We start from the raw sequence: 24,581 nt of genomic DNA on the forward strand, positions 1-24,581 counted from the left end.
ATTTGTACATAAAATTGTGTTTTTATCCTCAATAATTCGTATAATTTTATGCTCCAAATACTGATAAATCAGCTTTGACAAAATCAACAAACTGCCGTGCTGTGCGTCCAGAGCGACCATTATGGCGAGTAGCCCACTGTAATGCTTGATACTCCAAATCTTCCTGGCTGAGATTAATTCTTGCTTGTGTTGCTAAATGCTGGACAATTTTTAAATAAGTTTTCTGATCTGCTCCTTCAAAGGTTAAGGTTAAACCAAAGCGATCGCTAAAAGATAGCTTCTCCTGCATCGTATCCCATACATGAATTTCTTCTTTGTCCTTGGGATTAGGCCTGTCTGTATAAAACTCGCGAATTAAGTGCCGGCGATTAGAAGTGGCATAGACAACTACATTTTGAGGTCGTGCGGTTAAATTCCCTTCTAACACTACTTTGAGTGCTTTAAAGGCATCGTCATCTTCTTCAAAAGAAAGGTCATCAACAAAGATAATAAATTTCTGTGGCACTCCGCGCAATTGTTCGACAATTTTGGGTAAGTCTTGCAATTGGGATTTTGTCACTTCTACTAAGCGGAGGTTACGGTGACTATACTCATTCAACAAAGCTTTGACTAGGGAAGATTTTCCCGAACCACGACTACCATAAAGTAATACGTGAAGGGCAATTTCCCCTGATAATAAAAACTCTGTATTTTTTAATAAACTGTCTCGTTGGGTTTCATAGCCAGCCAAGAAACTCAGTTTAATCGGATCGGGATGTTGGATACCAAAAAATTGACCATTTTGCCAGCGCAAAGCGTGGTATTGTGCAAATATCCCAGTACCAAATTGTTGATAATAAGCAGCTAAGCCTTCTACAGTATCAGCCCAATTATCTGAATGTTGTAAAGAGTTAACGACTTGAGATTTGAGGAGTGTCTCTGGTTCTGTTTTATCTTGCTCTCTATACCAAACAATTGGTGAAATGGGCAGATGCGCTACGGTTTGAACCCATTCACTCAAGGAAGCGCTGCTACATTCATACAAACTCTGCAACACTTGTAAATCATGCTGAGCTGCTGCTACTAAAGCCAGAGGTATATTCTCAAATTCTTCTTTTTGAGCCAGCCTGGTAAATGGATTCTCAGCCATGAGAATTTGAGTAATTAGGTAGTCTTCCCAATTTTGATTGATCGCAGCTAAGGCGTGAAAGTAATTGCCGTAGGCTTGGAGGCAACCTCGGCCATCGGCATCAGTGTATCGTATAGCTTGCAACAAATCAAGAAATGCTATCCCCACTTCGCTTTTGAGGACAGATTGGTAAAGTAAGAGTGATGCAGCTTGGCGCTGGAGGAACTGGATTTTGGCATAGGATGAGGTGCTGACCGTAGACATCGCTTGATTATCCATCAATCAATTAAGTGATGAGCTTCCAAAGCTATGGTAAATTGTCTGGCGACCTTTGCTGCAAAGTCAAAATCTACATAGGTTTTAACAATGGAATTAGGTATAATTGCCGCTTTTGTCTATGGCATTTTGGCGTTGATTGGTGGCATTATGGGCTATGTTCAAGCTAATAGTAAAGTTTCACTGCTCAGTGGTAGTCTTAGCGGCTTATTACTAATTTTTGCGGCTTTTATGCAATTAAAAGCACAATTTTGGGGTTTGTTGCTAGCTGCTTTGGTGACTGCTGTTTTAGTGGTTTTCTTTGGCATCAGGCTGGCAAAAACACGCAAATTCATGCCTTCAGGATTAATGGCTATTTTGGGTATGGTGGCATTGGTGCTGATGTTGAATCAAATTGTGGCTAGGGGTTAGGGAATGTTGGTGATTTTAATCAGGGTGAGTCTACAATAGATGAGGTAATTATATAGTACATATATATTACCGTAAAGATGCGTAAATTTTTGGTGATGCTTTCTCCTGTAGGAGACGCTACACGAACGGCAACCTGAAGTGAGAACGCGCTAAGATTTACTATTTTTTCTACATCTGATGAAAATTATGAGGGTGGGGAAATCTCAGGGCGAGGACAAATATTTTAAGTAATACAAAATTCTTAACATAAAAGCGCTGATTGGCAATAATTAGGGTCAATTCCAACCTAGTACTTTACTAATTTCCTCGGCTATTCGTAAGGGACGGAAGGGTTTGGCAAAAACAGCAGCCACCTTTAAATCAGCAAAACTTTCTTTATCTGATTGCTGAACTTTAGCAGTCACTAAAATGACTGGTATATTACTCGTCGCTGGATTAGTCTTCAGTTGTTGTAGGGTTGTGCGTCCATCCATATCTGGCATCATCATATCCAGCAAAATCACATCTGGTTGATGTATAGCAGCTTGGTTTAAGGCTTCTGCACCAGATTGGGCGGTAAATACATTCCAGCCTGCACTCATTTCTAGCCCTAGTGTAGCGATCGCTCTCACATCTTCTTCATCATCAACAATCAAAATTTTTCTACTCATGCTCACACCCTGCCATTTGCTGCCAATTCAGGTGATTTTAGCAGTGAATCGGGGAAAAGTCGGGGAGGGCGTTAACTGTTGACTGTTGACAGCTTTCACGAAAAAAGGTGCAAGTTAGACGGGGATAAGTTTATGAAACTGTTATGGGGATTTGAATGTAAAATGTACTACCTTCCCCTAGAATACTTTCGACCCAAATTTTGCCATCATGCTGCTGTACGATATTGCGGCAAATAGCCAACCCTAAGCCTGTTCCGCCTTTCTTACGAGAGTCGGATGCGTCTACCTGCTGAAAGCGCTCAAAGATTGTTTGTAATTGACTTTCTGGAATTCCTCGCCCTTGATCTTGAACGGTAAACACAAGGGATGGAAATTTATTATTCAGAGTTTTTACGTATATTAAATTATCTTTTTGAACTTCTGCGTTCAGCCAAATAGTATCACCTGGTTCGGAAAACTTAATCGCATTGCTCAGTAAATTGGTGAGAGTTTGCAGTAGGCGATCTGGATCAACATTAATTTCTATATTGAGGGGATTGACAATTAGTTGAATTTGGGATTTTTCTGCCATTGCTTGCATGGCCTCTGTTGCCTGTACCATTAAGTCGGCGGCGTTAAACTTCACTTTGTTCATGAAAACTTTTGCCGATTTCATCCGTTCTAAATCGAGAATGTCGTTGACTAAGCGGATGAGTCTTTCTGTGTTATTACTGGCAATACTCAAAACTTTTTTTCCTTGGGTGCTGAGAGTTCCTAGTTGATCTGCACCCAATATATCCAGTGCGCCCATAATCGAGGTGAGGGGAGTACGCAATTCATGACTGACTAAAGAAATAAACTCGTTTTCTAGGCGTTTACGTTCGGTGATGTCGTTGGCAATTAGTAAAGCACACTCAATTCCCGCCAAGTCAATCAATTCTATGGATAACAAGATGATTTTTGTTTCTGCTGATTTGGTGCAGAATTCAAATTCCTGGTTGTATAAAGAGCCAGTTTGAGTCAGCATTTGGATCATTTGCGTAAGTGATTCGGCTTCTATTCCCAAATGCAGTTCATTGGCTGTGTGTCCAATGACTTCCTCGCTAGTATAACCACTCATCTTGAGAAAGCAGGGATTGACATCGAGAAAACGTCCTTCACCGATTGTCGCGATCGCAATTGGATTCGGACTAGAACGAAAAGCTTTGCTAAATTTCTCTTCTGCGTGTTGGCGTTCTTTGATTTCCTGCTGTAGTTGGGCGTTTTGTTGCTGTAGTTGGGTTTGCAGTTGGCGAATGGTTAGGTGATTGTGAATTCTGGCTAATACTTCTTCCACCTGAAACGGTTTAGTTATATAGTCTACTCCGCCAACAGCAAAGGCTTTGACTTTATCCAGCACATCCCCCAAAGCACTGATAAAAATTACGGGGATTTCACGGGTGAGATCATTTGTCTTGAGTTGTTGACATACTTCATAACCGTTCATTTCTGGCATATTGACATCCAGCAAAATTAAGTCTGGGGGTGCTGCGGCGGCTCCTCTTAATCCCGTTGTGCCTTTGGTTACACTGCGAACTTTATACCCCTGGGCAGTCAGCATACTGGAGAGGAGATTTAGGTTTTCCGGTGTGTCATCGATTACCAAGATATCTGCTTTTGGAGAGTTAGCTGGCTGGTTAGTCATTGCGATCGCCAATTACAAATTTTACAGAAGGGAATGGTAAGGGAGAATTATCTGGGTTTGTACTCCCAAGGCATGAAAATTCTATTTATCCTACACATGAGACTAGCTGCTCTCCTGAATCTCCCCTAGTTTTCCCCGATTGTCCCTTACTGTACAAAGTAATTAAAAAAGTTTTTTTAGAGAACAGCCTATTAACTGGAGTTTGCAGGAAGGATAATCAGATGCTACCCACAAAAACTCAACTTCTGCCGACTATCATTACTTTCAGCGTTATTGGGTATTGTGTGTGGACTATGTCTGCTTTCCAATTGAGAGTTAATTCTGATACAACTCAAATCTTTGACAAGCAGATTGATGCAGCGGATGTAAAAGATAGGGTTAAAGTTGAAAATTTTGATTGTAAATTATCAACTAATAAGTTGGATAAAAAGGTTGTTAGCGAGGTTTTTACGCTGAAAAGCTGCCAAATTCAGCGACTTTTAATAAACTAAAGAATCTTCCCTGTGTGGGAATTCCCACAAAGCGAGAACCAGGGTGATAAAATTTGTCAAATATCAGGATTGATGTACCCAGGTGAGCGAATTTTAGATTTTAGATTTTACAGCATCTTCCTGTAAATGAAGCACAAATAGACCTCACTTCCATTCTTCTCTCCTACCTCTGGCTAGCCCTCTCCTGGTAGGAGAGGGAAAAGGAGCAGTTGTTATTATTGGAGAGGTTATAAGCATGACTACACCAAAGCTTTTAATAAAGCCTGAAGTTTCAGTTGTACCTCTGCAAATTCTTTTTCAGGATCGGAACCAGCAACGATACCAGCACCTGCATAGAGTCTAGCGCGATCGCCATCTATTAGTGCTGAACGAATTCCCACAATAAACTCGCAGTTACCGTGAGAGTCTACCCAACCCAAGGGCGCAGCATATAAACCTCTCTCAAAGTTTTCGTAACGGCGAATTTCTGCACAAGCGATATCTCTCGCTGCGCCAGCTACCGCTGGTGTAGGATGCAATTGGGCGACAATCTTTAACGGATGGACGTTAGGGGGGACTAGGGCGCTAATCGGTGTCCATAAATGCTGAATGTTAGTTAATTGTCGCAGACGCGGTGGTAATACCTGAGGTAATAAGCCGATGTGAGAGAGGCGTTGAGTAATAAAATCAATTACTAGAGAATGTTCGTGTTTTTCTTTTTCACTATTTATTAAACCATTGGCATTGGCAGCATCTTCAGCAGGTGTTTTACCTCTGGGTGCTGAACCTGCTAAAGCATCAGTAATCAACTGTTGTTGATGAATACTAATTAAGCGTTCTGGACTGGCTCCAATAAAGTTTTGTCCTTTACCGTTACTTGTAGAAAATATATAGCAATTAGGATGGATTTGCCGGAGATTATTTAAAGATTTAAATAAGTTAAAATGATTGCTGGATTTCACATCTAAGGCATCTGCTAAAACAACTTTGGTTAAATGATTAGCATGTATTTTGTCTAAAGCAGATGAGACAGAGCGTTTGAAATGGGCAGCGTTGGTAACAGAGGTTTTTTGAAAATTTTCCGGGAAATGTTCAATTTTTGGAGAGGAATATTTTAAAGAATTGACCGTTTCAATTTTATTAAACAGAGTTTGGATTAATTTAGAGATATTGACGCTGGCATTCATCACTGAATTCATTACCAATATGCAGCATTGGTTTTTTACAGCTATTTGCCAACGTGGTAGAAAAATTGTCGCAGAAGGAAATGGATAATCTACTTGGAAATTTTGATGAAAAAAGCTAAATTTACAGAAAAAATGCGGACCAGAAAAAGGTCGGTTATTGTTCCCAAAAGTAGTTATATTTTTGAGAGAATTTTTGATAAAATACTCGGCTTTACTAAATCGCTCAATTCCATCAATATGTAATTCAGCTACAGGCTCAATCGCTGCGATCGCTTCTCCTTTACCTTTATTTTCAAAATAGAAATTTATCTCATTAACTTGAGCAAGTTTGTCTAAGACCACTAAAGGGTCAACCAAGTCAATTTCTAGAGAGATACTCACGATTTGCCTGGTATTATTTTTCAGGCAATTTTCCTGAACTGCTTCCAGAAATTGGTAGAGGTCTTTGCGATCTACAAAGAGGTTGTGGCGACATGGTGAAACTGTCATGGATCTAGTAATAGTAAATTTTTTTTAAGTTATCTTCCTAAAGTGCAATTAAACATGGTCGTATTTCTACAGGTAACATATTAAGTCGCCATTTCACCAGAGTATGGTTTGCCTTGTTTTTGGTGTTGCAAGACCACGACAAGCCATGCTCAGTTTTATGCTGCAATTTGAGAATGTGCTTTGAAAAAAAACAAAAGTTTTTTGGAAATCACCAACATTTGGTGTCTCGCTAAATTATAAAATCTAAAGTATGTGTAAGGTTATGGCAATTTAGTTAATCACGACTGATGACTACAAAGCAGATTTTGTATCCCAAAAGCAAATTATGGATGGCAGCGATTAAACCGCCAATGTATAGTGTTGCCATTATGCCTATTTGGGTAGGAACAGCGGTAGCATTTGCAGAAACCAAAAATTTTAATGGAGCAGTATTTTCTACTTTTATTGCGGCGGCAATTTTAATTTTGGCGTGGGAAAATATCAGTAATGATGTCTTCGATTCCGAAACTGGGATCGATAAAAACAAACACCATTCACTGGTGAATTTAACAGGAAAAAAGTTAGTAGTATTTTGGTTAGGAAATCTTTGCTTAGGTTCGGGGTTGCTGGGCATACTAGCGATCGCAACTTGGCAACAAGACCTAACTGTGATCGCCTTAATTCTGCTTTGCTGTGGTTTGGGCTATATGTACCAAGGACCTCCCTTTCGTTTAGGATACCAGGGTTTGGGGGAAATTCTCTGCTTTTTTGCCTTTGGGCCTTTGGCAGTGGGTGCAGCATACTACAGTCAAACCCAAGCTTGGTCAATGACAAGTTTACTAGCTTCAGTCATAGTTGGCATTGTGACTAGTTTAATTTTGTTTTGCTCCCACTTTCATCAGGTTGACGATGACATAGCCGCCGGGAAGCGATCGCCTATTGTCCGTCTGGGAACTTATAAAGCCTCCCAACTCCTTAATTGGGTTACCGCCAGTATTTATCCTCTCACCTTAATCTTGGTTTTGTGGGGAATTTTTCCCGTCTGGACGTTGTTGAGTTGGGTAAGTTTACCCTTCGCTTTGAAGTTATGTCGCCATGTGCAGCAAAATCACAACCAACCGGACAAGGTGAATAATTGTAAATTTATCGCCGTCGCCGTACATTTTTGGAGTTGTTTGCTGTTGGGTGTGGGATTTGTGGTTTAAGGGCATGGGGCATTGGGGAGGCAGTGCGGTGCGGGGGTTCCCCCCGTTGAAGCAACTGCCGTCATTGGGCATTGGATGAGGGGGATAAGGGAGAAAAGAAGGACAAATGACAAATGACAAATGACAACTGACAACTGACTATTGACAGTGACTTACAGATTTGAATTTCGTTTGATCGCGCGGAAATTTTTGCGATCGCTGACTACGAGTCATGGTAATTGGGATATCCGCGAAAGCATTATTATTCGTATGATTGATGAAGTAGGTAGGGTGGGATGGGGTGAAATTGCGCCGATTAGTTGGTTTGGTTCGGAAACTCTCGAACAAGCTTTGGATTTTTGTCGCCAACTACCTAACCAAATCGCAGACGAGACGATTTTTGCAATTCCCGATCATCTACCCGCCTGTCAATTCGGTTTTGAATCAGCACTTGAGGGACTAGGGAGTGAGGGGACAAGGGGAAATAACCAATGCCCAATGCCCAATGCCCCATGCCCCATGCGCTATAGTGCCTTACTACCAGCCAAAGAAGCGGCGTTAAATGCATGGCAAAATCTGTGGGAGCAAGGATATCGCACGTTTAAATGGAAAATTGGCGTTGATGCGATCGCCGAGGAACTGAAAATTTTTGATTTACTAATTAACAGCTTACCAGCCTCGACAAAACTGCGATTAGATGCGAATGGTGGGCTGAGTTATCAAGAAGCTAAGTTATGGCTAGAGAATTGTGATAAATTTCCTGAAAAGATGGAATTTCTCGAACAACCGCTAGCTGTTAAGGAATTTGAAGAGATGTTGCAACTGAGTAACAGCTATAGTACAGCGATCGCCTTAGATGAATCTGTCGCCACACTCGCACAACTTAGCGCCGCTTATCAACAAGGTTGGCGAGGGATTTTTGTGATTAAGCCAGCGATCGCAGGTTCACCATCACGGTTAAGGCAGTTTTGCCGAGACTATAACATTGATGCTGTCTATTCATCCGTCTTTGAAACTGCGATCGGCAGACAAGCCGCACTCCAGCTAGCAGCAGAATTATCTCAGCATAACCGTGCAGTTGGTTTTGGAATTAACCACTGGTTTGAAGAAGAAAAAGATACATGGCTTGAAAGTCTATGGGAAACCCTTTAAACGATCTGAAAAATTTAGGCAATAGCGATTGGCTAATTGGCTGTAATAGTCTGCAATTACAGCAACTAGCTGAAGAATTTTATTTAGAACTCATCACTTTTTGTGCATCAGGCACAACACCAAAAATTCTTTTAGCCCAACGCCAACCAGAGCGATTTTTAGCAGGCTTGATTGCAGCTTGTACAGCTAATTGTCAAGTATTTTTATGTAACCCTGATTGGGGAACACAAGAATGGCAACAAGTTTTTGATTTAGTCCAGCCAGATATTATATGGGGAGAAATTAAAGTATACACAACCCCCTCATGCCTGGTTGGTGAGCGTAGCCGAACCACATCCCTGGTTGGTGAGCGTAGTCGAACCACATCCCCCTCGCCACTAATTATGATTCCCACAGGTGGATCATCAGGAAAAATTAAGTTTGCCATCCATACTTGGGATACCCTAATAGCTTCTGTACAAGGATTTAAAGAATATTTTTATTTAAATTATATTAACTCTTTTTGTGTATTACCGCTTTATCACGTCAGCGGTTTAATGCAGTTTATGCGTTCTTTTACTACTGGTGGAAAACTAGCTATTCTGCCATTTAAAGAATTAGAAAATAGTCAAATAGATAATATTGAAATATCAGAGTTTTTCATATCTTTAGTACCAACGCAATTACAGCGTCTGCTGCAAAACCCTAACTTAACTAAGTGGATATCGCAATTTAAAACAGTACTGTTAGGCGGTGCGCCTGCGTGGGATGAACTCTTAGAAAAAGCCAGATTTCACAGTATTCGATTAGCACCCACCTATGGGATGACAGAAACCGCCTCGCAAATTGCCACCCTCAAACCTGATGATTTTCTTAATGGTAAAGTTAATTCCGGTCAAATTCTTCCTCATGCTCAAGTAGAGATTCTTAACCAACAAGGCGAAATATTAGATAAAAATCAAACAGGTAATATTACCATTAAAGCTAAATCTTTAGCCATTGGTTACTATCCAAAAATCTGGGAAAACAAGCAGAATTTCCAAGTAGATGACGTTGGTTTTTTAGATACACAAGGTTATTTAAATATTATCGGGCGGAATAGTGACAAAATAATTAGCGGCGGTGAAAATATTTACCCAGGCGAAATTGAATCAGCTATCAGAGCCACCGAAATGGTTAATGATATTTGCGTAATTGGGATACCAGATACCCATTGGGGACAAGCATTAACAGCGATTTATATCCCCAAATCAGCCCATACTGCATTAGAAATTAAAACAGCAATCCAAGATAAACTCAGCAAATTCAAAATTCCTAAACATTGGATTCCTGTATCTAATTTACCGCGTAATTCTCAAGGTAAAATTAATCGCCAACAGTTACAAAAATTAGCACTCCAGTATATTTAAGTAGGTCGGCGAAATTAAAGATAACTGGCTGAGGCTGTCATTTGTCCTTGGTCATTTGTCATTGGTAAGGATTTCAAACCTATTTACGTTTCTTAACATAGTTGGGTTTATTTCCACCGACTTACTTATGATGCTACGAGATCCCCCGACTTCTTAAAAAAGTCGGGGATCTAAAACCTCGCAAACCCTCATAAATTCTGTCAAATTGTCATAATTACGAATTACGAATTACGAATTACGAATTAATTACATAATTTCCCTTGCCTTTCTTCTCTCTGCTTCCTCTGTGTCTCTGCGGTTATTTTCCAACCAATTGACTATTTCACTAGGCAATTCCTGCTTAATTCTACTACTCACATCAATACAAATATGGCGAGTAATTGCCTTAGCAACTATCACATAAGCTAGAGAAATTTCGTAAGCAATTTCAAACTTCTCCTCACCTAATTTTTGTGGAATCAAACTAATCAACAACTTATCGCCACAAAAAATCGGACGGAAAAAATCTACATTGGCATGAACAATGGGAAAAGCCACCGAAGGATTGCTAAAAAAAGCTTTTAAATCAATACCTGCTGCTTCTAGAGATTCTTCATAAGCTTCATGACAAATCCCCAAAATATTTGCAAAATACACTACTCCAGCAGCATCGGTATCTTGAAAGCGAACGCTACGGTTATAAGTGAATGGCATATATAATGATTCAAAAAGTCTAGCAAAAAAATAGCAAGCGATCGCCTGCTCTCAAGATTAATTTTAACGTGAGTTAGACACACATTGACCTCACCCCCAACCTTTCTCCTACTAGGAGAGGGGCGTTAGGAGCAATTTTTATGATCACAGGGGAGTGAAAATCCTAATTTTTTCCTCCTCCCTCTCTCCTACGAGGAGAGGGAGGCTGGGTGGATGAGGTTTGTTATTTACAAAAGTTAGTGTAAAGGAGAGTAGATATCCTCAGAGCTAGGATTGAGGTAAGGACGCTGTACATCAACTAAGTGTCTGTTAAAGTGGCGGTTAATTGCGTGCATCCGTTCATCAAAAGCATTCTTACCATCGTGCCAAGCTTCTAACAAACCATTCGCCACAATTTGACAACGGTTCATACCAAAACTTTCCTGTGCGGCAAATTTTTTAATTGGTTCTTCAGCTAAACCTAGTCCTGGTGCCAAAAACTTGGTAAACAAAGGTATTTCTGAGTAAAAATGGGATTCGTGTTCTGCATAAACAGTTTGCAGCACTTCACGAATTTCTAGATAGTTGTGACGTTCAAAGTAGAGTATCCCAGAGTCGTAGCGTCCGTATGCAGAGGGATTGTAGGGAACCTGGAAACTAAAGGGAATACCAGCAGAATTGAGTTCCATTGTCAAACTATCCATGAGAGCGATCGCACCAAATGGTGTGATATTAAAATAGATTCGCCCTGTACCTAAATCATCTTCTGGGTTGTCTTGTCGTTCCTGTCCAAAATTGCTAACTGCTAAATAACAGCCATTTTGTAAGCGATTTTTCGGCATCCATATTGACACCAACTCACCAACTTTAGCAGTGCGAGAATGGGGTTTAAGATGGCAATCTGGCTCAATATATAATGTCAAACCGCCCTTAATAACTGCTATGCTACCATCAGGTTCCTGGCGTAATACCTCCCAACTTGGGTCAAAATAACCTGTACCGTGATTGCAGTTGTGCAGTCGTTCGTAAAATTCCCCATCAATTCCCAAAGCGGAATTGTTTTCTAAATTTTGGTGTGGTAAATTCTGAGCAGTATCCCCATTGACTGCCAAAATATTTTGTAGATAACCGTTGTAATAGATACCGTAAAGAAAATTCCGCAGTAGCAAAGTTAGATACTTATTCTGTAAATCTGGCGAATTTTGCTGAAATCTATCTGCTATTTTCGCTGGCAGTGCAAAGGGTTGATAATTCGGATGGTGAATACAAAAGTTCGATTCAATTTGGATATTGCTAGCAATATCAAATAGCGAAGTTAGCGGTTGATCAACAGAAGAATATACCATTGAATTAAAACCTCAAAATTCAGAAGGGGAAATTAAACAACCAACACATAGTCAATAGCGGACTTCCCTGATACCCAATTCAATTTATGAAAGATTCTGTGTGAGGAAATAGAATAAAAATTTCAGGTAAATAGTTCGACTAACTTAGATTAACAACCCCGTAGGCGGGTTTTTTCGTAATAAAGGCGAACTAACTGCTTCTCTCGTTCTGGCTCTTGCAGATTATCGACTTTCACTACAGGTCGCAAGATTTCTGACTCGGTAATACCGAAAACAGTCAGCACACCTTGTTCTGGCATAGTCAATAAGTTTTTGGCAACTTGCAGCGCACAAATGTCGATATTATCAAAATTTTTCCGACATTTAATTTTGTCCTGAATTTGATGAATTAATGCTAATCCAGCAAACTGAACCACTCGCAAAATCAAGTCACGACGGTATTCTAAAATCATGGGGAAAGCATTGAGATAACTCCGAATTAAAGCCAGTATTGAAGGTTGAAGAATCTCCAGCGGTGTCACCGCCAGACGCAGAGACTCTTCTAATTCTAAAGAGGAATCTACTACCAGACTGGAAAGCCAAATTTGTAAATAACTTGCTAATAAAGTGCCTAAATCAAAGGCTGGATCTCCCCAAGCGCAGGCTTCCCAATCAATTAATCTTACCAAGCAATTATCAAGCTTTTGCCACCGCGAATGAACCAAAATATTCGTCAAGTTCAAATCGTTATGAGTCAAACAGCAAGGATTCCATTCATAAGCTAAGTCTGCGATTGCCGATTCTAAGCTTTCGTAACGCTGATATAGAGTATAAAACTTTAGTCCTTCAGTGGGAATTATCCCAAAAATCTCTGGGGTAATTGACCCGATACCTTGGGCTGGATTATAGAAATGATAACGAAACTGTCCTTTGGGAGCAGTTGTCATAAAATCGCGATACTCTCGACGGTTGAAAGTAGCACGATGTAGCGCTGCTAAAGTTGTACCAATAGCCTGAGCAATCTCATCAGGGAAAATATCCGTTTTTTGGTAAAAATCCCCTAGTTCTTGATAATCACTCAAGTAGTTACGGACAAGGATCGAATTGTCCTCATCAAAATGTACTACTAATGATGCGATCGCCGAAATGTTACCGATAACCGGAAACTGTTGTAGCAATTGGTGAAACAACCACTCATTGAAAAACTCATGGGGCGTTTCATCATGATTATTTTGACGTTCTTGTTTAACTAGTAGTTTGCCATTACCTACTAGATTCACTAATAAATTGAAATTTTTACTACCATCTGGTAACTCAGATTCCTTAGATGCTCCATCTTCTGAGCTACACAGACCTGCATCTTGCAGATACTGGATAACGTTTTGAGAAGACAGTGATAATACCATGTATGATTATTTCCTACTACGTAAAATTGCTGATAAACTCACCTATATCTGGATTGGCCTAGGTCTAGGAGTTTTCGGTAGATAGCAACTATATGTATGAATATCAATAACTATTCGTACTATCTAGTAATATCCGATATCACTAACAAAAACCTGCCAAAATGCCACTACATCCTTTACTGTTCCTTTACAAACTGTTTGATTACATTGTTCAATCTTTACATTTACCAGCCGAGTTACGTAGGTAGATATTAATAATGGCGGTTGTGTATTTTGTTCTAGCGCTGTTTCCAGCTTTGGCAATCTGCAAATCAAATCCATGATTTTATTCATACCGCAATCTTGTTGTTACCCAGTTCGTACTAGCTAAGTTTATGAGTGCTAAAGCCTGGTGTAATTGCGAACGCGACAATTTATAAAGTTGTGTACTTGTTGCTGCATTTCACATCTCACAGTTTGTCAATGATCAGTTGTTTTCAACTCTAATTAAGTAGAAAGGCATAAATTAATACAAATATGTAACGCACAATAAAGTTACATAAAATTTTGTTGCTTCTGCCTTCTACCATCTTTTTGCCAAATAAAAATTATTAACTGTGCAATAAATAACTCGGAAAAGTCTATTAGTTATCAATGTTATTGGATGCTAAAAATTCATGTATCCAAATGATAGAAAAAATGTATATTGCATCACATTTATTCTCTGTTTAGCATCCCTCACAATCACTCAGACTCCTCAACGCACAAAACATGAACTTCAGCATTCATATTTTTATTTAACAGCAAAAAGCCAAGAAAACCGGATGTTTTAGCTGGGTAGTAATTAATTTTTTTAAGTTAATTTTTAATCATTATTACTAGAATGCACGGTAAGCTGTTGCTTTTGTAACTCATAGCTTAAGCAGAGTGTAATATTATTTAACTTGAAAAATGATACACATAGGCAAGCTCTGTGCTGACGAACATTCAAAATTATTGATACAGACCAATAGAAATACTAGACAATTATTCTCAGGGCATTATTTATTCTGACCCTCTGTATGAGAAAGGAGTTGGTAGTGAGAATTTTACTCATCGAGGATGACGAGGTATTGGTGAGTATTTTGTCGCCATCTTTCAACAAACAACACTATGTTGTTGAGATTGCTACTGACGGAGAAATGGGCTGGGAATATTCCCAAAGCGCAAGTTATGACCTAATTATTATGGATGTAGGGTTGCCGAAATTGGATGGTATCACTCTGTGTCAAAAGCTGCGTTCTAGTGGCTGTGTAGCTCCAATTTTGTTGATGACAGCAAAAGAGGCTACTAGCGATCGCATTCGCGGATTAGATGCAGGTGCAGATGATTATCTCATCAAACCGTTCGATTTAGAAGAGTTACAAGCACGGGCTAGGGCGTTACTGCGTCGGGGTGAAGTGAGTCGCAACCCAGTGCTGGAAATCGCTTCCCTGCGGCTAGATCCAAGTAGTCGTGAGGTTAGTTATAATGGCAAACTGTTGGATTTAACACCTAAAGAATACAGTTTATTAGAACTGTTGATGCGGAACCCAGTGCGGGTATTTAGTCGGGGTAATATTATTGAACATCTTTGGAGTTTTGACGATCCACCCCAGGAAGAAACTGTCAAGTCCCATATTAAATCGTTGCGACAGAAACTAAAAGTAGTGGGCGCGGGTAACTGGATTGAAAATGTCTATGGTGTGGGTTATCGGTTCAATCCCCCCCAGGAAAATCCTGCTAAAACTCAAATTACAACACCTGATACCTCAAAATCCGTCACTCACCAATTCCAACAAGCAATGAGTGGATTGTGGAACAAGTATCAAGGATTAATGATGCAACGTCTGGAGGTACTACAACAAGCCGCTACGGTGCTAAAAACAGCTAATTTGACATCCGAATTGCGCCAATCTGCGGCGCAGGCTGCACACAAACTAGCTGGTGTGTTGGGGATGTTTGAGTTGGAAAAAGGCACAGAGATATCACGAGAGATTGAGAAAATTTTTACCTATAATGGCGATTTATCCATAGTACAAAAACAGCAAGTATTCTCCTTAATTGAAAAGTTAGAAAAATTATTAAAGTTAAATCAAGATAATTCTCTGTCCACTGATTTTGCAACCACCCGCTTACTCCTAATTGATCCAGATTTACAACTTTTTACCCAGTTGCAACAACTGACATCTACAGTTGAATGGCAGCAAATAGCCACAATTAATGATGCCAAAAAGTATTTGCAAACGACATCACCGGATTTAGTGATTTTGAATGTAGATGATGTGGGAACGCGGGAAGAAAGCTTAACTTTACTAGCAGACTTAGCAAACCGGACTCCATCAGTACCTGCGATCGTCTTAGCTAATGCTGACGGTATATTAGATCGAGTAACAGTGGCGCGTGCTGGGGGAAGAGGGTTTTTAGTTAAGCCAACTACAGCAGAACAAATATGGAATATTGCGTCTAAAGTATTGCAGCAAATTATCAAAACATCAGTAAATATTTTAGTAATAGATGATGACCCCGTAATTCTTGGTGCTTTGCGTTCAATACTTGAACCTTGGGGAATGCGGATGACAGGGTTAAACGATCCATTACGCTTTTGGGATGTAATGCAAACAGTTACACCCGATTTAGTAATTTTAGATGTAGAAATGCCCCAAATCAATGGGATCGAACTTTGTCAGGCGGTACGTACAGATCCGCAATGGCAGAATTTACCGATTTTATTTTTGACTGCGCACCGGGATATCGAAACCGTACAGCAGGTATTTGCGGCGGGTGGAGATGATTATGTCCTCAAACCGGTAGTGGGAGCAGAATTAATTACGCGGATTTTACATCGCTGGGAACGCAACCGCTTATGGCAAACATTATCTTTTAAAGATCCACTGACGGGATTGAAAAATCAGCCCCAGTCTAGCCGGGAATTACAACAAATGCTGGAAAAGTCCCAGGTAAATAGGGAGTTAGTTTGTGTGGCGTTTCTCTGTGTCAGTGATTTATCCGCAATCAATATTCAGTACGGACATGAAGCTGGTAACCAAGTTTTACAAAGATGGAGCAGAATTTTACAATCAGCCTTTCGCAGTGGGGAAGTCTTGGGGTACTGGGGGAACGGGGAATTTGTGATTGGGATGTCTGGTTTGACAAAGTTGGAAGTAAGCGATCGCTTGACGGAAATTTTGACAACCCTGCGTCAACAAATCTTTACTGCACCTCATGGCGATCGCTTCCAAAATCTGTGTAATTTTGCTGTAGTTGAGTATCCCCAGGATGGGCTAACTCTACAATCTTTGTATCAAACTGCTGATATCTTCCACCATTATCCATAAAATAGCAGTAACAACTAGTTGGGAAAATCGCGATGACTTAAAATTAAGGCAAATCACTTATGAGCGCTAAAACAACAGAGCAAATCAATCAATTACAGCAAGTAACGCTACAGGCGATCGCCGATGCTGTGGTTTGGGTAGGGGCAGACCAAGAAGTACAATGGTGCAATGCGGCTTTTGCCAATTTGCTTCATCGAACTGACAGTGAAATTATTGGCTCTAGATTTAGCAACCTCATAGTTTTGCAACAATCAGGACAACTCATAGCCTTAGAAGCATACCCCCATGTCCGGCTACACACAGAGAAGTATGAGACTACAAACTATGAGGTGAAACAGGGAAATCAAACTTTGTTGTGGCAAATTTCTGGAAGTTGTGTAGATTCCACGGCGGTAATAGTAATTCGAGATATTACCCAGTATCAGCGCACAGAAGCCGCTTTACAAGCAAGCGAAGCAAAATTCCGCTTGATGGTAGAAAATGCTAACGATACCATTGGTTTGATCGATGCAGAAGGCGTAATCTGTTATATTTCTCCAAATATTGAAAGTATCACGGGTTGGACATCTGCCGAATTAACAGGAAAATTATTTCCACCTTTTATCCATCCTGATGATGTAGATAAGTGTGCGCAAGCACTGCAAAAAGCATTCTCAACAGGTGAAAAACAGTCAGGAATTGATTACCGCTTTCGCCAAAAAGATGGTGTTTGGAAATGGCAATTTGCTAATCTATCTACCTTAGAAGATGCTGATGGGAATTTATTTGTAGTTGGGGTAGTGCGCGATATTACAGAACGCAAACGCGCCGAAGCCGCATTAGCATTAAGTGAAGCCCAATATCGGGATTTAGTCGAAACAGCCAATTGTATTATATTGCGCTGGGATAGCTTAGGAAATATCCGCTTTTTAAATGATTACGGTCAACGGTTTTTTGGTTTTGATTTAGATGAAATTATTAACTGTAATGTTGTTGGTACTATTGCGCCGCCAAAAGAAATTTCCGGTTGCGTGCAAGAGTTTATGAGCGGTATTTGCCAGCATCCAGAGAAATATTTATATAAAGAAAGTGAACAAGTTTGTAAAAATGGAAAGCGGAGATGGATTGTTTGGGCAAATAAACCAATTTGGGATGCACAGGGGAATTTACTAGAAGTACTATCTGTGGGAACCGATGCAACTGCTCGCAAACAAGCTCAAGCAGAATTAGAATCTTCCCTATCGCTTTTACAGGCGACCTTTGAATCAATTCATGATGGTATTTTAGCTATTGATAAAGGAGGTAACATTGTGAGTTACAACTCCATATTTTTGGAAATGTGGTCAGTTACCCCGGAAATTTTAGCAGAACCAGAGCAAAGTAAACGTATCGCCCATCTTGCCAATCAATTAAAAGATCCGGCTGGATTTGTAAAAAAAGTTAGAGAACTTTATGTAACTCCCGACACCAAGAGTTACGATTTATTAGAATTCAAAGATGGCAGAATATTTGAGCGCTATTCCTGCCCCCAGAAGTTAGGAGAAAATATTCTCGGTAGAGTTTGGACATTTCGCGATATTACTGCGCGCCAAAATACAGAAGCAGCACTTAAAGCTTCAGAAGCTAGACTTAACGCTATTCTTAGTAGTGCCCTAGCAGCTATTTATCGCATCCGGGTTTATACTAATAAAAATTGGTATATTGAATACTGCTCTGCTGGTAGTGTCCAGCTTTGGGGATATTCCCCTGAAGAATTAATAAAAGACAACAATCTTGTACTGTCGCGGATTGTTCCAGAAGATTTGGAAGTTAATGTCAAAGAAGGTTTTGCGGCGGTTTTTGCCGAACTTCCCTATGAGAGTGAATACCGCTATCTACACCCGGACGGAAACTTACGTTGGATATCTTTTAGTTTTGCTTCTGTGCGGGATGCAGCTACAAAGTCTTGGGTTGTGACAGTAATTGCTACTGATATTAGTAATCAGAAACGAACTGAAGCGGCGTTGCGAGAAAGTGAAGCTAAGTTCCGTAATATTGTCGAAAATGCTAACGAAATTATTTACCTGGTTAACTCAGCAAATATTATTTCCTATGCTTCCCCGAATGTATTAAACATTATGGGATATCATCCGGCACAGATGGAAGGAAAACTTTATTCATCATTTATCCATCCTGATGACTTACCCAAATGTGTAACGGCGGTACAACAGGTAATGACAACGGGTGAAAGGTTTTCGGATCTAGAACACCGATCGCTATATAAAGACGGTAGTTGGCAATGGCATACTGTTAACTTAGCACTCATGCAAGATGCTCAGGGAAACTTGCTCCTGATTGGGACTGCGCACAACATTAATGAGCAAAAACTGGCCGAAGCAGCATTAAAAGCCTCAGAAGCAAGGCTAAATACCATTCTCAATAGTACTTTTGCTTCGATTGAGCGTTACCGCGTCTTTCGCAATCGCGAGTGGGTGATTGAATACTGTTCTCCTGGATGTGAGAAGATTAGGGGCTATACTATCGAACAAATGATGGCGGACAATTACCTAGCAGTTTCGCGCATCTTCCCGGAAGATTGGGAAAAATCATCCGAAGCCAGCTTTGAATCTATTTTTGCCGAAGTTCCCCATCAGGGAGAGTATCGATATAACCATCCAGATGGGAGCATACATTGGTTGTATTCCAGCCATACCTCTGTACGTGATGAAGCTACAGATTCTTGGATTCTAACTATTATTTCTACGGATATTACCCCGCGCAAACAAGCAGAAGAGGCGCTGCGTCGCAGCGAACAAAAATACCGGAATATTTTTGAAAATTCTTTAGTTGGTATTGGTCGTAGCCGCCTGGAAGATGGATTATTTTTAGAAATGAATCAACCTTGTGCAGAGATTATTGGTTACAGTAACGTTGCTGATTTGATTGGTAAACGCTACGCACCAGAATTTCATGTGCATCCCGGCGATCGCACTGCTTTGTTCGCCGAAATTGAACAGCATGGCGAAGTGCGTAACTTTGAAATTCAATTACGTCGCCGGGATGGAGGGATGAGTTGGGGACTGATGTCAGCCCGCCCGAATCTCGAAGAATCATGCTTAGAGTTTATGATTGTGGATATTAGCGATCGCAAACGTGCTGAACAAGCCCTCTTGATCGCCAAAGAAGCCGCAGAAGCCGCCAACCGTGCCAAAAGCACCTTTTTGGCAAATATGAGTCACGAACTCCGTACCCCGTTAAATGCCATCCTGGGTTTTGCCCAATTGATGGAACGAGACACCACTCTGACTAGTAAACAACGCCAATCTCTAGCAACTATTAACCGCAGTGGTGAACACTTACTGAATTTAATTAACGATGTGCTGGATATGTCCAAAATTGAAGCCGGATGCATCGTCTTACACCCCGAACCTTTTGATTTACATCAATTATTACAAACATTACATGATATGTTTCAAATCCGGGCACGGGCGAAGCAATTGTCCCTGAAGTTTGAAATTGCCGCCAATCTGCCCCGATATGTCAACGCCGATGAAGGTAAACTACGTCAAGTACTAATTAATTTATTAAGCAATGCTGTTAAATTTACATCTAAAAATACAGTAATTTTGCGTACTAGTGCTGAAATGAGAAGACTAGATGATCGGCAAAAGCAAAGCTGCATTCTTTATTTTGAAATAGAAGATACTGGCAGGGGTATTGCGCCAGAAGACATGGATAAATTGTTTCAGCCCTTTGTCCAAAGCAACAGTAAGCAAGCCATTGAAGGAACCGGTTTAGGACTCGCCATCAGTCGTCAATTTATCCGATTAATGGGAGGTGATATCAACTGTAGCAGCAGTTTAGGGCGGGGTTCTACTTTTCGGTTTCACCTGCTAGTAACTTTAGCTGAAGCTTTGCAGGAGACACCGCAATTCACCAATGGTAAGGTTATCGGCTTAGTAGCAGCACAACCAACTTACAGAATTTTAGTGGTAGATGATGCCAAAAGTAACAGAGATATTATCGTAGAATTACTGAGGGAAGTGGGTTTTAAAGTGGACTCTGCGAGTAATGGAAAAGAAGCGATCGCGCTTTGGAAAATTGGGCAACCCCATGTAATATTTATGGATATGCGGATGCCGATTATGGATGGCTATACAGCTACTAGAGAAATTAGAAATCAAGCGCAACAGCAATGCAAAGAAAATCTGACGATAATTATTGCCCTAACAGCCAGTGCTTTTGAAGAAGAAAAATCAACCATTTTAGCTGCGGGTTGTAATGACTTAATTCGCAAACCATTCCGAGAACAGGTAATTTTTGATAAACTTGCGGAACATTTGGGGGTACGTTACCTTTACGCCGAAAACAGCAATCCCCAAGACACAGATGAACTGCAAAATTACCCAACTCCTTCTATTTCCACCTTGCGTACATCCTTAAAGAGGATGCCAGATACATGGGTTACCCAACTTTATCACGCTGCCAATCAAGTTGATGGCGATCGCATTTCACAACTAATAGAACAAATTCCCCAAACTCAAGCAGTTTTAGCAAAAGAACTCACCAATTTGAACCGTCGCTTCTGTTTTGATGAAATTATCGAACTGATTGGATGAGAGCATGGGGCATGGGCAGCAGATTATGTATCTATAATTTCTTGCACTATAACGTAGGGCTGGACAATGAGTGTTTGAAATCGCTTTTGCGGATTCTCATTCCATTCTCCCAACTGTACAGGAGATGGCTTGGTAATCAATTGTTCATCAATCCATACTTGCACTTGGGGAATATTATCACTAGCGATCGCTTCTCCCACATCCAACAACTCTACCCCCGGCGCTACTACAATTACTGCATCCCTTTTTACATGAGGAATTAGCCATTCCCACTCTGATTCATCTACACTTTTTGCTAAATCTGCTCTTAAGTCCGGCATAAATCCTCAATTTTTTTTCTCAGTCTAATTTGGATTTTACATTAATATTTAATCTCTCGTTAAGCCGAAAATTTCAAATTATATATAGCAATTTTAAATCATTCGTTAATCACAATACTCTCGACTGATGCTATGGCGATATTGGGCGGGGAAACCCCGCCCCTACAGATACATCGATTGCATTTTTTTTAATTGCTCTGACAACTGACAACTGACAACTGACTATTGACTATTGACTATTGACTATTGACTAACCTTCTGCTTGCATCTCTTCAATTTCAAACAAAGATACAATTACACCAGCTATAGGAATCGAAATAAAAATACCCAGCAAACCCGCTACTCTCGCACCGACTAGTAAAGCAAAAAATACTACTATCGGATTTAAATTCAGCGCTCCTTGCATAATACGCGGCGCAATTAAATTATCTTGGATTTGCTGGAGGACAATGCAAGCAACAAATACTTTTATCGCTAGCCAAACATTTTGAGATAAGACAATTAAAGTTACTGTACTAACTCCTAATGTAGCTCCTATACCAGGAATGACATCAAGTAAACCGATTACCACTGATAAAAGCAAGGCAAAAGGTACATTTAAAAGTAAAAATACCAGCAAAGTCGCACTTGTTAAAAATAAAGTTAATAGCAACTGACCGCGAAAAAATCCCAGAAAACTGCGTTGTATGACCTTATTAAATCTATTGCGTCTTTGTCTTGGGACTATTTTTAAAATTAAATGCCAAATTTTCTCTCCATCTAAAAGCATAAAGAAGGAAATTACGGCAATTAATATAAAAGTAACAAAATTTGTTAAAAATTGTTGTAAAATAGCCAGACTATTCACCAAACTATTTATAGCTTGATTGCGTAATTGCTCTTGAATAAAGTCTAAATCTATTTGCAGGTTGCGACTACGCAAAAAGGTTTCTAATCGCTCTATGAAAGGTGCTAAAGAATTTAAAAAAGTAGTGATACTATCAATTAATTGTTGCCCTTGAGATAAAACTGCTAAACCTAAGGTAATTGCTATTCCCCCAAGAATCACAATGCTGACTAGGAAAACGACAAAAACAGCGATACCGTGGGGTAAAAAACGCCGCAGCCATTGTACAGGATAGCTGAGTAAAAAAGCTAAGATGGCAGCGAATGTAAAAATCACAATCACCCCTTGAAAGTAAGCTAAAAGCTGTATAATCGCCCAACCAGAAGCTACTAAAAGCAAAAAGCGGATTAACGCTAAATTATGCAATCGTTGCCAAAAATTCTTGGTTTCAAAGGCGCTCATAAGGAATTCCGAAAAGGCATTGTCTTTAAAACTACAGAAACCAACAGTGCGATCGCTACCCCCTTTGAGTAGATTTTCCTAGTTTTCTAACTCATCGCCCTAAATCATGCATCTGGTTAATCACATCGGCGCATTTTTGAGTCAGGGCTTGCAATTCCTCTTTATTCGTGGAAGTAGGTGCATCAATTACCTGACCAATCCTGACAGTGATGGGAACTGCTTGCGGTATTGACGAGCCTTTTTGGAAAATTTTCTCAGTACCCCATAAACTAACTGGTAATATGGGTGCTTTTGCCTTAGCCGCTAACAAAGCTGCACCTCTTTTTGGGTCTGTAATTCGACCATCTGGTGTGCGAGTACCTTCCAAAAACACACCCACAGCCCAACCATTATCAATACACTCTAAAGCAGAACGGATGGCAGTGCGATCGGCTGCACCCCGACTCACCGGATAAGCACCATATAATTTAATTGCTTGCGCCAAAACAGGCACATTAAATAACTCTTCCTTGGCCATGTACGCCACAGGACGTAGTACACAGTTGGAGACAATTGGCGGGTCAAAGTAACTAGCATGATTACTTATTACCAATAATGGCCCAGATTGAGGCACATTTTCGACACCTTCAATTCGGACTCGAAAGTAAGCATGTAGCATAGGGCTGACCACCGACCACTTAAAAGCGTGATACAGTGCCAGACTAATCAATGGTTCACGGCTTCTGGTCATTTGTTATTTGTCAGTTGTCAGTTGTCAGTTGTCAGTTGTCATTTGCTATTCCCCCTCATCTCCCTAACCCCTATCCCCTAACCCCTACTAGTCTGGTAACTCAGCGGCATTACGAATATTTTCTAAGCTTAAACCAGGACTGGTGCGTTTAATTAAACCAGTTAGCACATTACCTGGGCCAATTTCTACTACTTTCTCAATAGCAACGGTGGGAAGCAGTAAAGAAATTTCTCGCCATCTAACTGAACCAGTCATTTGCTTGATGAGGCGCTGCTTTAAATTTTCTGCATCAACAGTGGGTATCGGTTCGACATTAGAAACTACAGGGACATTAGCTGGCTGAAATTCCACAGATTCGAGAATCTCTTGAAATTCTGTAGCGGCTGGTGCTATTAAATGGGAGTGGAATGCACCGGAAACTTTTAAAGGGATAGCCCGTTTGGCTTTAACTTGGGACATAACAGCTTGTACAGCATCTGGAGTCCCAGAAATGACTACCTGGGCAGGGCTGTTATCATTGGCTAGCACTACATCAGGGGTTTGGGCAATAACTGCATCTAACTGTTCGCGGTCAAAATTCATCAGCGCCGCCATCATCCCACCGGAAACACTATCCATCAGTTCGGCACGACGCTTTACTAAATGTAAGCCCACAGCCCAATCAAATACACCCGCGACGTAAAGGGCAATGTATTCTCCCAAACTATGACCGGCAACTAAATCTGGCTGGTGTCCCCGTTCACGGATCAGGTCGGCGAGAATAGTTTCTACTACATAGAGACAGGGCTGGGTGTAGAGGGTGCGTGATAAATTTTCGGCATCACTTTGGCAAATTTCTGTGACAGACCAGCCTAATATAGTCTCAGCTTCGGCAAATCTATCCTTAGCCCCAGGTATATCTAATAAATCTATTCCCATTCCTGTAGCTTGGGAACCTTGTCCGGGAAACACCCATGCAGTTTTAGTCATTG

General features: G+C 40.5%; 19 protein-coding genes. 7 read left to right on the forward strand and 12 right to left on the reverse strand.

Annotated elements, in window-relative coordinates; genetic code table 11:
* Nucleotides 1–46: 46 nt before the first annotated feature.
* Nucleotides 47–1,387 carry a DUF815 domain-containing protein gene (locus AACU32_RS28155; protein ID WP_096604496.1) on the reverse strand — a complete coding sequence of 447 codons (1,341 nt, stop codon included), beginning with the start codon at nt 1,385–1,387 and terminating at the stop codon, nt 47–49.
* A gap of 87 nt (nt 1,388–1,474) precedes the next feature.
* Here AACU32_RS28155 and AACU32_RS28160 point away from each other — a divergent pair, with 87 nt between their 5' ends.
* Nucleotides 1,475–1,795: a TMEM14 family protein gene (locus AACU32_RS28160; protein ID WP_096604498.1), complete on the forward strand. Its 321-nt coding sequence runs from the start codon at nt 1,475–1,477 to the stop codon at nt 1,793–1,795.
* A 275-nt stretch (nt 1,796–2,070) separates the two neighbouring features.
* Here AACU32_RS28160 and AACU32_RS28165 read toward each other — a convergent pair whose 3' ends face one another.
* Both AACU32_RS28165 and AACU32_RS28170 read right to left on the reverse strand, forming a co-directional pair.
* Nucleotides 2,071–2,445: a response regulator gene (locus AACU32_RS28165; RefSeq protein ID WP_096604500.1), complete on the reverse strand. Its 375-nt coding sequence runs from the start codon at nt 2,443–2,445 to the stop codon at nt 2,071–2,073.
* A 130-nt stretch (nt 2,446–2,575) separates the two neighbouring features.
* Nucleotides 2,576–4,108 (reverse strand): ATP-binding protein, encoded by a 1,533-nt coding sequence (locus AACU32_RS28170; RefSeq protein WP_096604502.1) that lies wholly within the window; start codon nt 4,106–4,108, stop codon nt 2,576–2,578.
* A gap of 221 nt (nt 4,109–4,329) precedes the next feature.
* Between AACU32_RS28170 and AACU32_RS28175 the strand changes: the two genes are divergently transcribed.
* Entirely contained in the window at nt 4,330–4,599 is a 270-nt protein-coding gene (locus AACU32_RS28175) for a hypothetical protein (protein ID WP_339378335.1), read from the forward strand.
* A 239-nt stretch (nt 4,600–4,838) separates the two neighbouring features.
* Here AACU32_RS28175 and AACU32_RS28180 read toward each other — a convergent pair whose 3' ends face one another.
* The gene (locus tag AACU32_RS28180) at nt 4,839–6,254 is read right to left on the reverse strand and encodes an isochorismate synthase (protein ID WP_096604506.1); all 1,416 of its coding nucleotides are present in this window, start codon (nt 6,252–6,254) and stop codon (nt 4,839–4,841) included.
* A gap of 287 nt (nt 6,255–6,541) precedes the next feature.
* On the opposite strand from AACU32_RS28180, the gene menA reads away from it, so the two are divergent.
* The 3 genes from menA to AACU32_RS28195 all read left to right on the forward strand — a co-directional run bounded on the left by menA (nt 6,542) and on the right by AACU32_RS28195 (nt 9,957).
* Entirely contained in the window at nt 6,542–7,438 is an 897-nt protein-coding gene (menA, locus tag AACU32_RS28185; protein ID WP_096604508.1) for a 2-carboxy-1,4-naphthoquinone phytyltransferase, read from the forward strand.
* 147 nt (nt 7,439–7,585) lie between these two features.
* Nucleotides 7,586–8,569 (forward strand): o-succinylbenzoate synthase, encoded by a 984-nt coding sequence (locus AACU32_RS28190; protein ID WP_096604510.1) that lies wholly within the window; start codon nt 7,586–7,588, stop codon nt 8,567–8,569.
* A complete protein-coding gene (locus AACU32_RS28195) occupies nt 8,554–9,957 on the forward strand; it encodes a 2-succinylbenzoate--CoA ligase (protein WP_096604512.1) in 1,404 nt (467 codons plus the stop codon). The genes AACU32_RS28190 and AACU32_RS28195 overlap by 16 nt, the downstream gene beginning before the upstream one ends.
* A gap of 246 nt (nt 9,958–10,203) precedes the next feature.
* On the opposite strand, the gene AACU32_RS28200 is transcribed toward AACU32_RS28195, so the two are convergent.
* From AACU32_RS28200 to AACU32_RS28215, 4 genes are all read right to left on the reverse strand, one after another.
* Nucleotides 10,204–10,650, reverse strand: a complete 447-nt coding sequence (locus AACU32_RS28200) for an acyl-CoA thioesterase (RefSeq protein WP_096604514.1) — start codon at nt 10,648–10,650, stop codon at nt 10,204–10,206.
* Between the two features lie 236 nt (nt 10,651–10,886).
* Complete coding sequence (locus AACU32_RS28205; RefSeq protein WP_096604516.1) at nt 10,887–11,975, reverse strand: T3SS effector HopA1 family protein; 1,089 nt, start codon at nt 11,973–11,975, stop codon at nt 10,887–10,889.
* Between the two features lie 149 nt (nt 11,976–12,124).
* Nucleotides 12,125–13,360: a phosphotransferase family protein gene (locus AACU32_RS28210; protein WP_096604518.1), complete on the reverse strand. Its 1,236-nt coding sequence runs from the start codon at nt 13,358–13,360 to the stop codon at nt 12,125–12,127.
* Between the two features lie 123 nt (nt 13,361–13,483).
* Nucleotides 13,484–13,693: a hypothetical protein gene (locus tag AACU32_RS28215; protein WP_339378336.1), complete on the reverse strand. Its 210-nt coding sequence runs from the start codon at nt 13,691–13,693 to the stop codon at nt 13,484–13,486.
* Nucleotides 13,694–14,418: 725 nt separating this feature from the next.
* Here AACU32_RS28215 and AACU32_RS28220 point away from each other — a divergent pair.
* The gene (locus tag AACU32_RS28220; protein ID WP_096604522.1) at nt 14,419–16,695 is read left to right on the forward strand and encodes a response regulator; all 2,277 of its coding nucleotides are present in this window, start codon (nt 14,419–14,421) and stop codon (nt 16,693–16,695) included.
* A 59-nt stretch (nt 16,696–16,754) separates the two neighbouring features.
* Nucleotides 16,755–21,272, forward strand: a complete 4,518-nt coding sequence (locus AACU32_RS28225) for a PAS domain S-box protein (RefSeq protein ID WP_096604524.1) — start codon at nt 16,755–16,757, stop codon at nt 21,270–21,272.
* 23 nt (nt 21,273–21,295) lie between these two features.
* Here AACU32_RS28225 and AACU32_RS28230 read toward each other — a convergent pair whose 3' ends face one another.
* From AACU32_RS28230 to fabD, 4 genes are all read right to left on the reverse strand, one after another.
* Nucleotides 21,296–21,592: a DUF2288 domain-containing protein gene (locus tag AACU32_RS28230; RefSeq protein WP_096604526.1), complete on the reverse strand. Its 297-nt coding sequence runs from the start codon at nt 21,590–21,592 to the stop codon at nt 21,296–21,298.
* A 250-nt stretch (nt 21,593–21,842) separates the two neighbouring features.
* Nucleotides 21,843–22,880 (reverse strand): AI-2E family transporter, encoded by a 1,038-nt coding sequence (locus AACU32_RS28235; RefSeq protein WP_096604528.1) that lies wholly within the window; start codon nt 22,878–22,880, stop codon nt 21,843–21,845.
* A gap of 91 nt (nt 22,881–22,971) precedes the next feature.
* Complete coding sequence (locus AACU32_RS28240) at nt 22,972–23,610, reverse strand: lysophospholipid acyltransferase family protein (protein WP_096604530.1); 639 nt, start codon at nt 23,608–23,610, stop codon at nt 22,972–22,974.
* An 87-nt stretch (nt 23,611–23,697) separates the two neighbouring features.
* Nucleotides 23,698–24,579 (reverse strand): ACP S-malonyltransferase, encoded by an 882-nt coding sequence (gene fabD, locus AACU32_RS28245; protein ID WP_096604532.1) that lies wholly within the window; start codon nt 24,577–24,579, stop codon nt 23,698–23,700.
* Nucleotides 24,580–24,581: the final 2 nt, after the last annotated feature.

The sequence above is a fragment of the Calothrix sp. NIES-2100 genome, assembly GCF_963875285.1.
Classification (GTDB): Bacteria; Cyanobacteriota; Cyanobacteriia; order Cyanobacteriales; family Nostocaceae; genus Aulosira.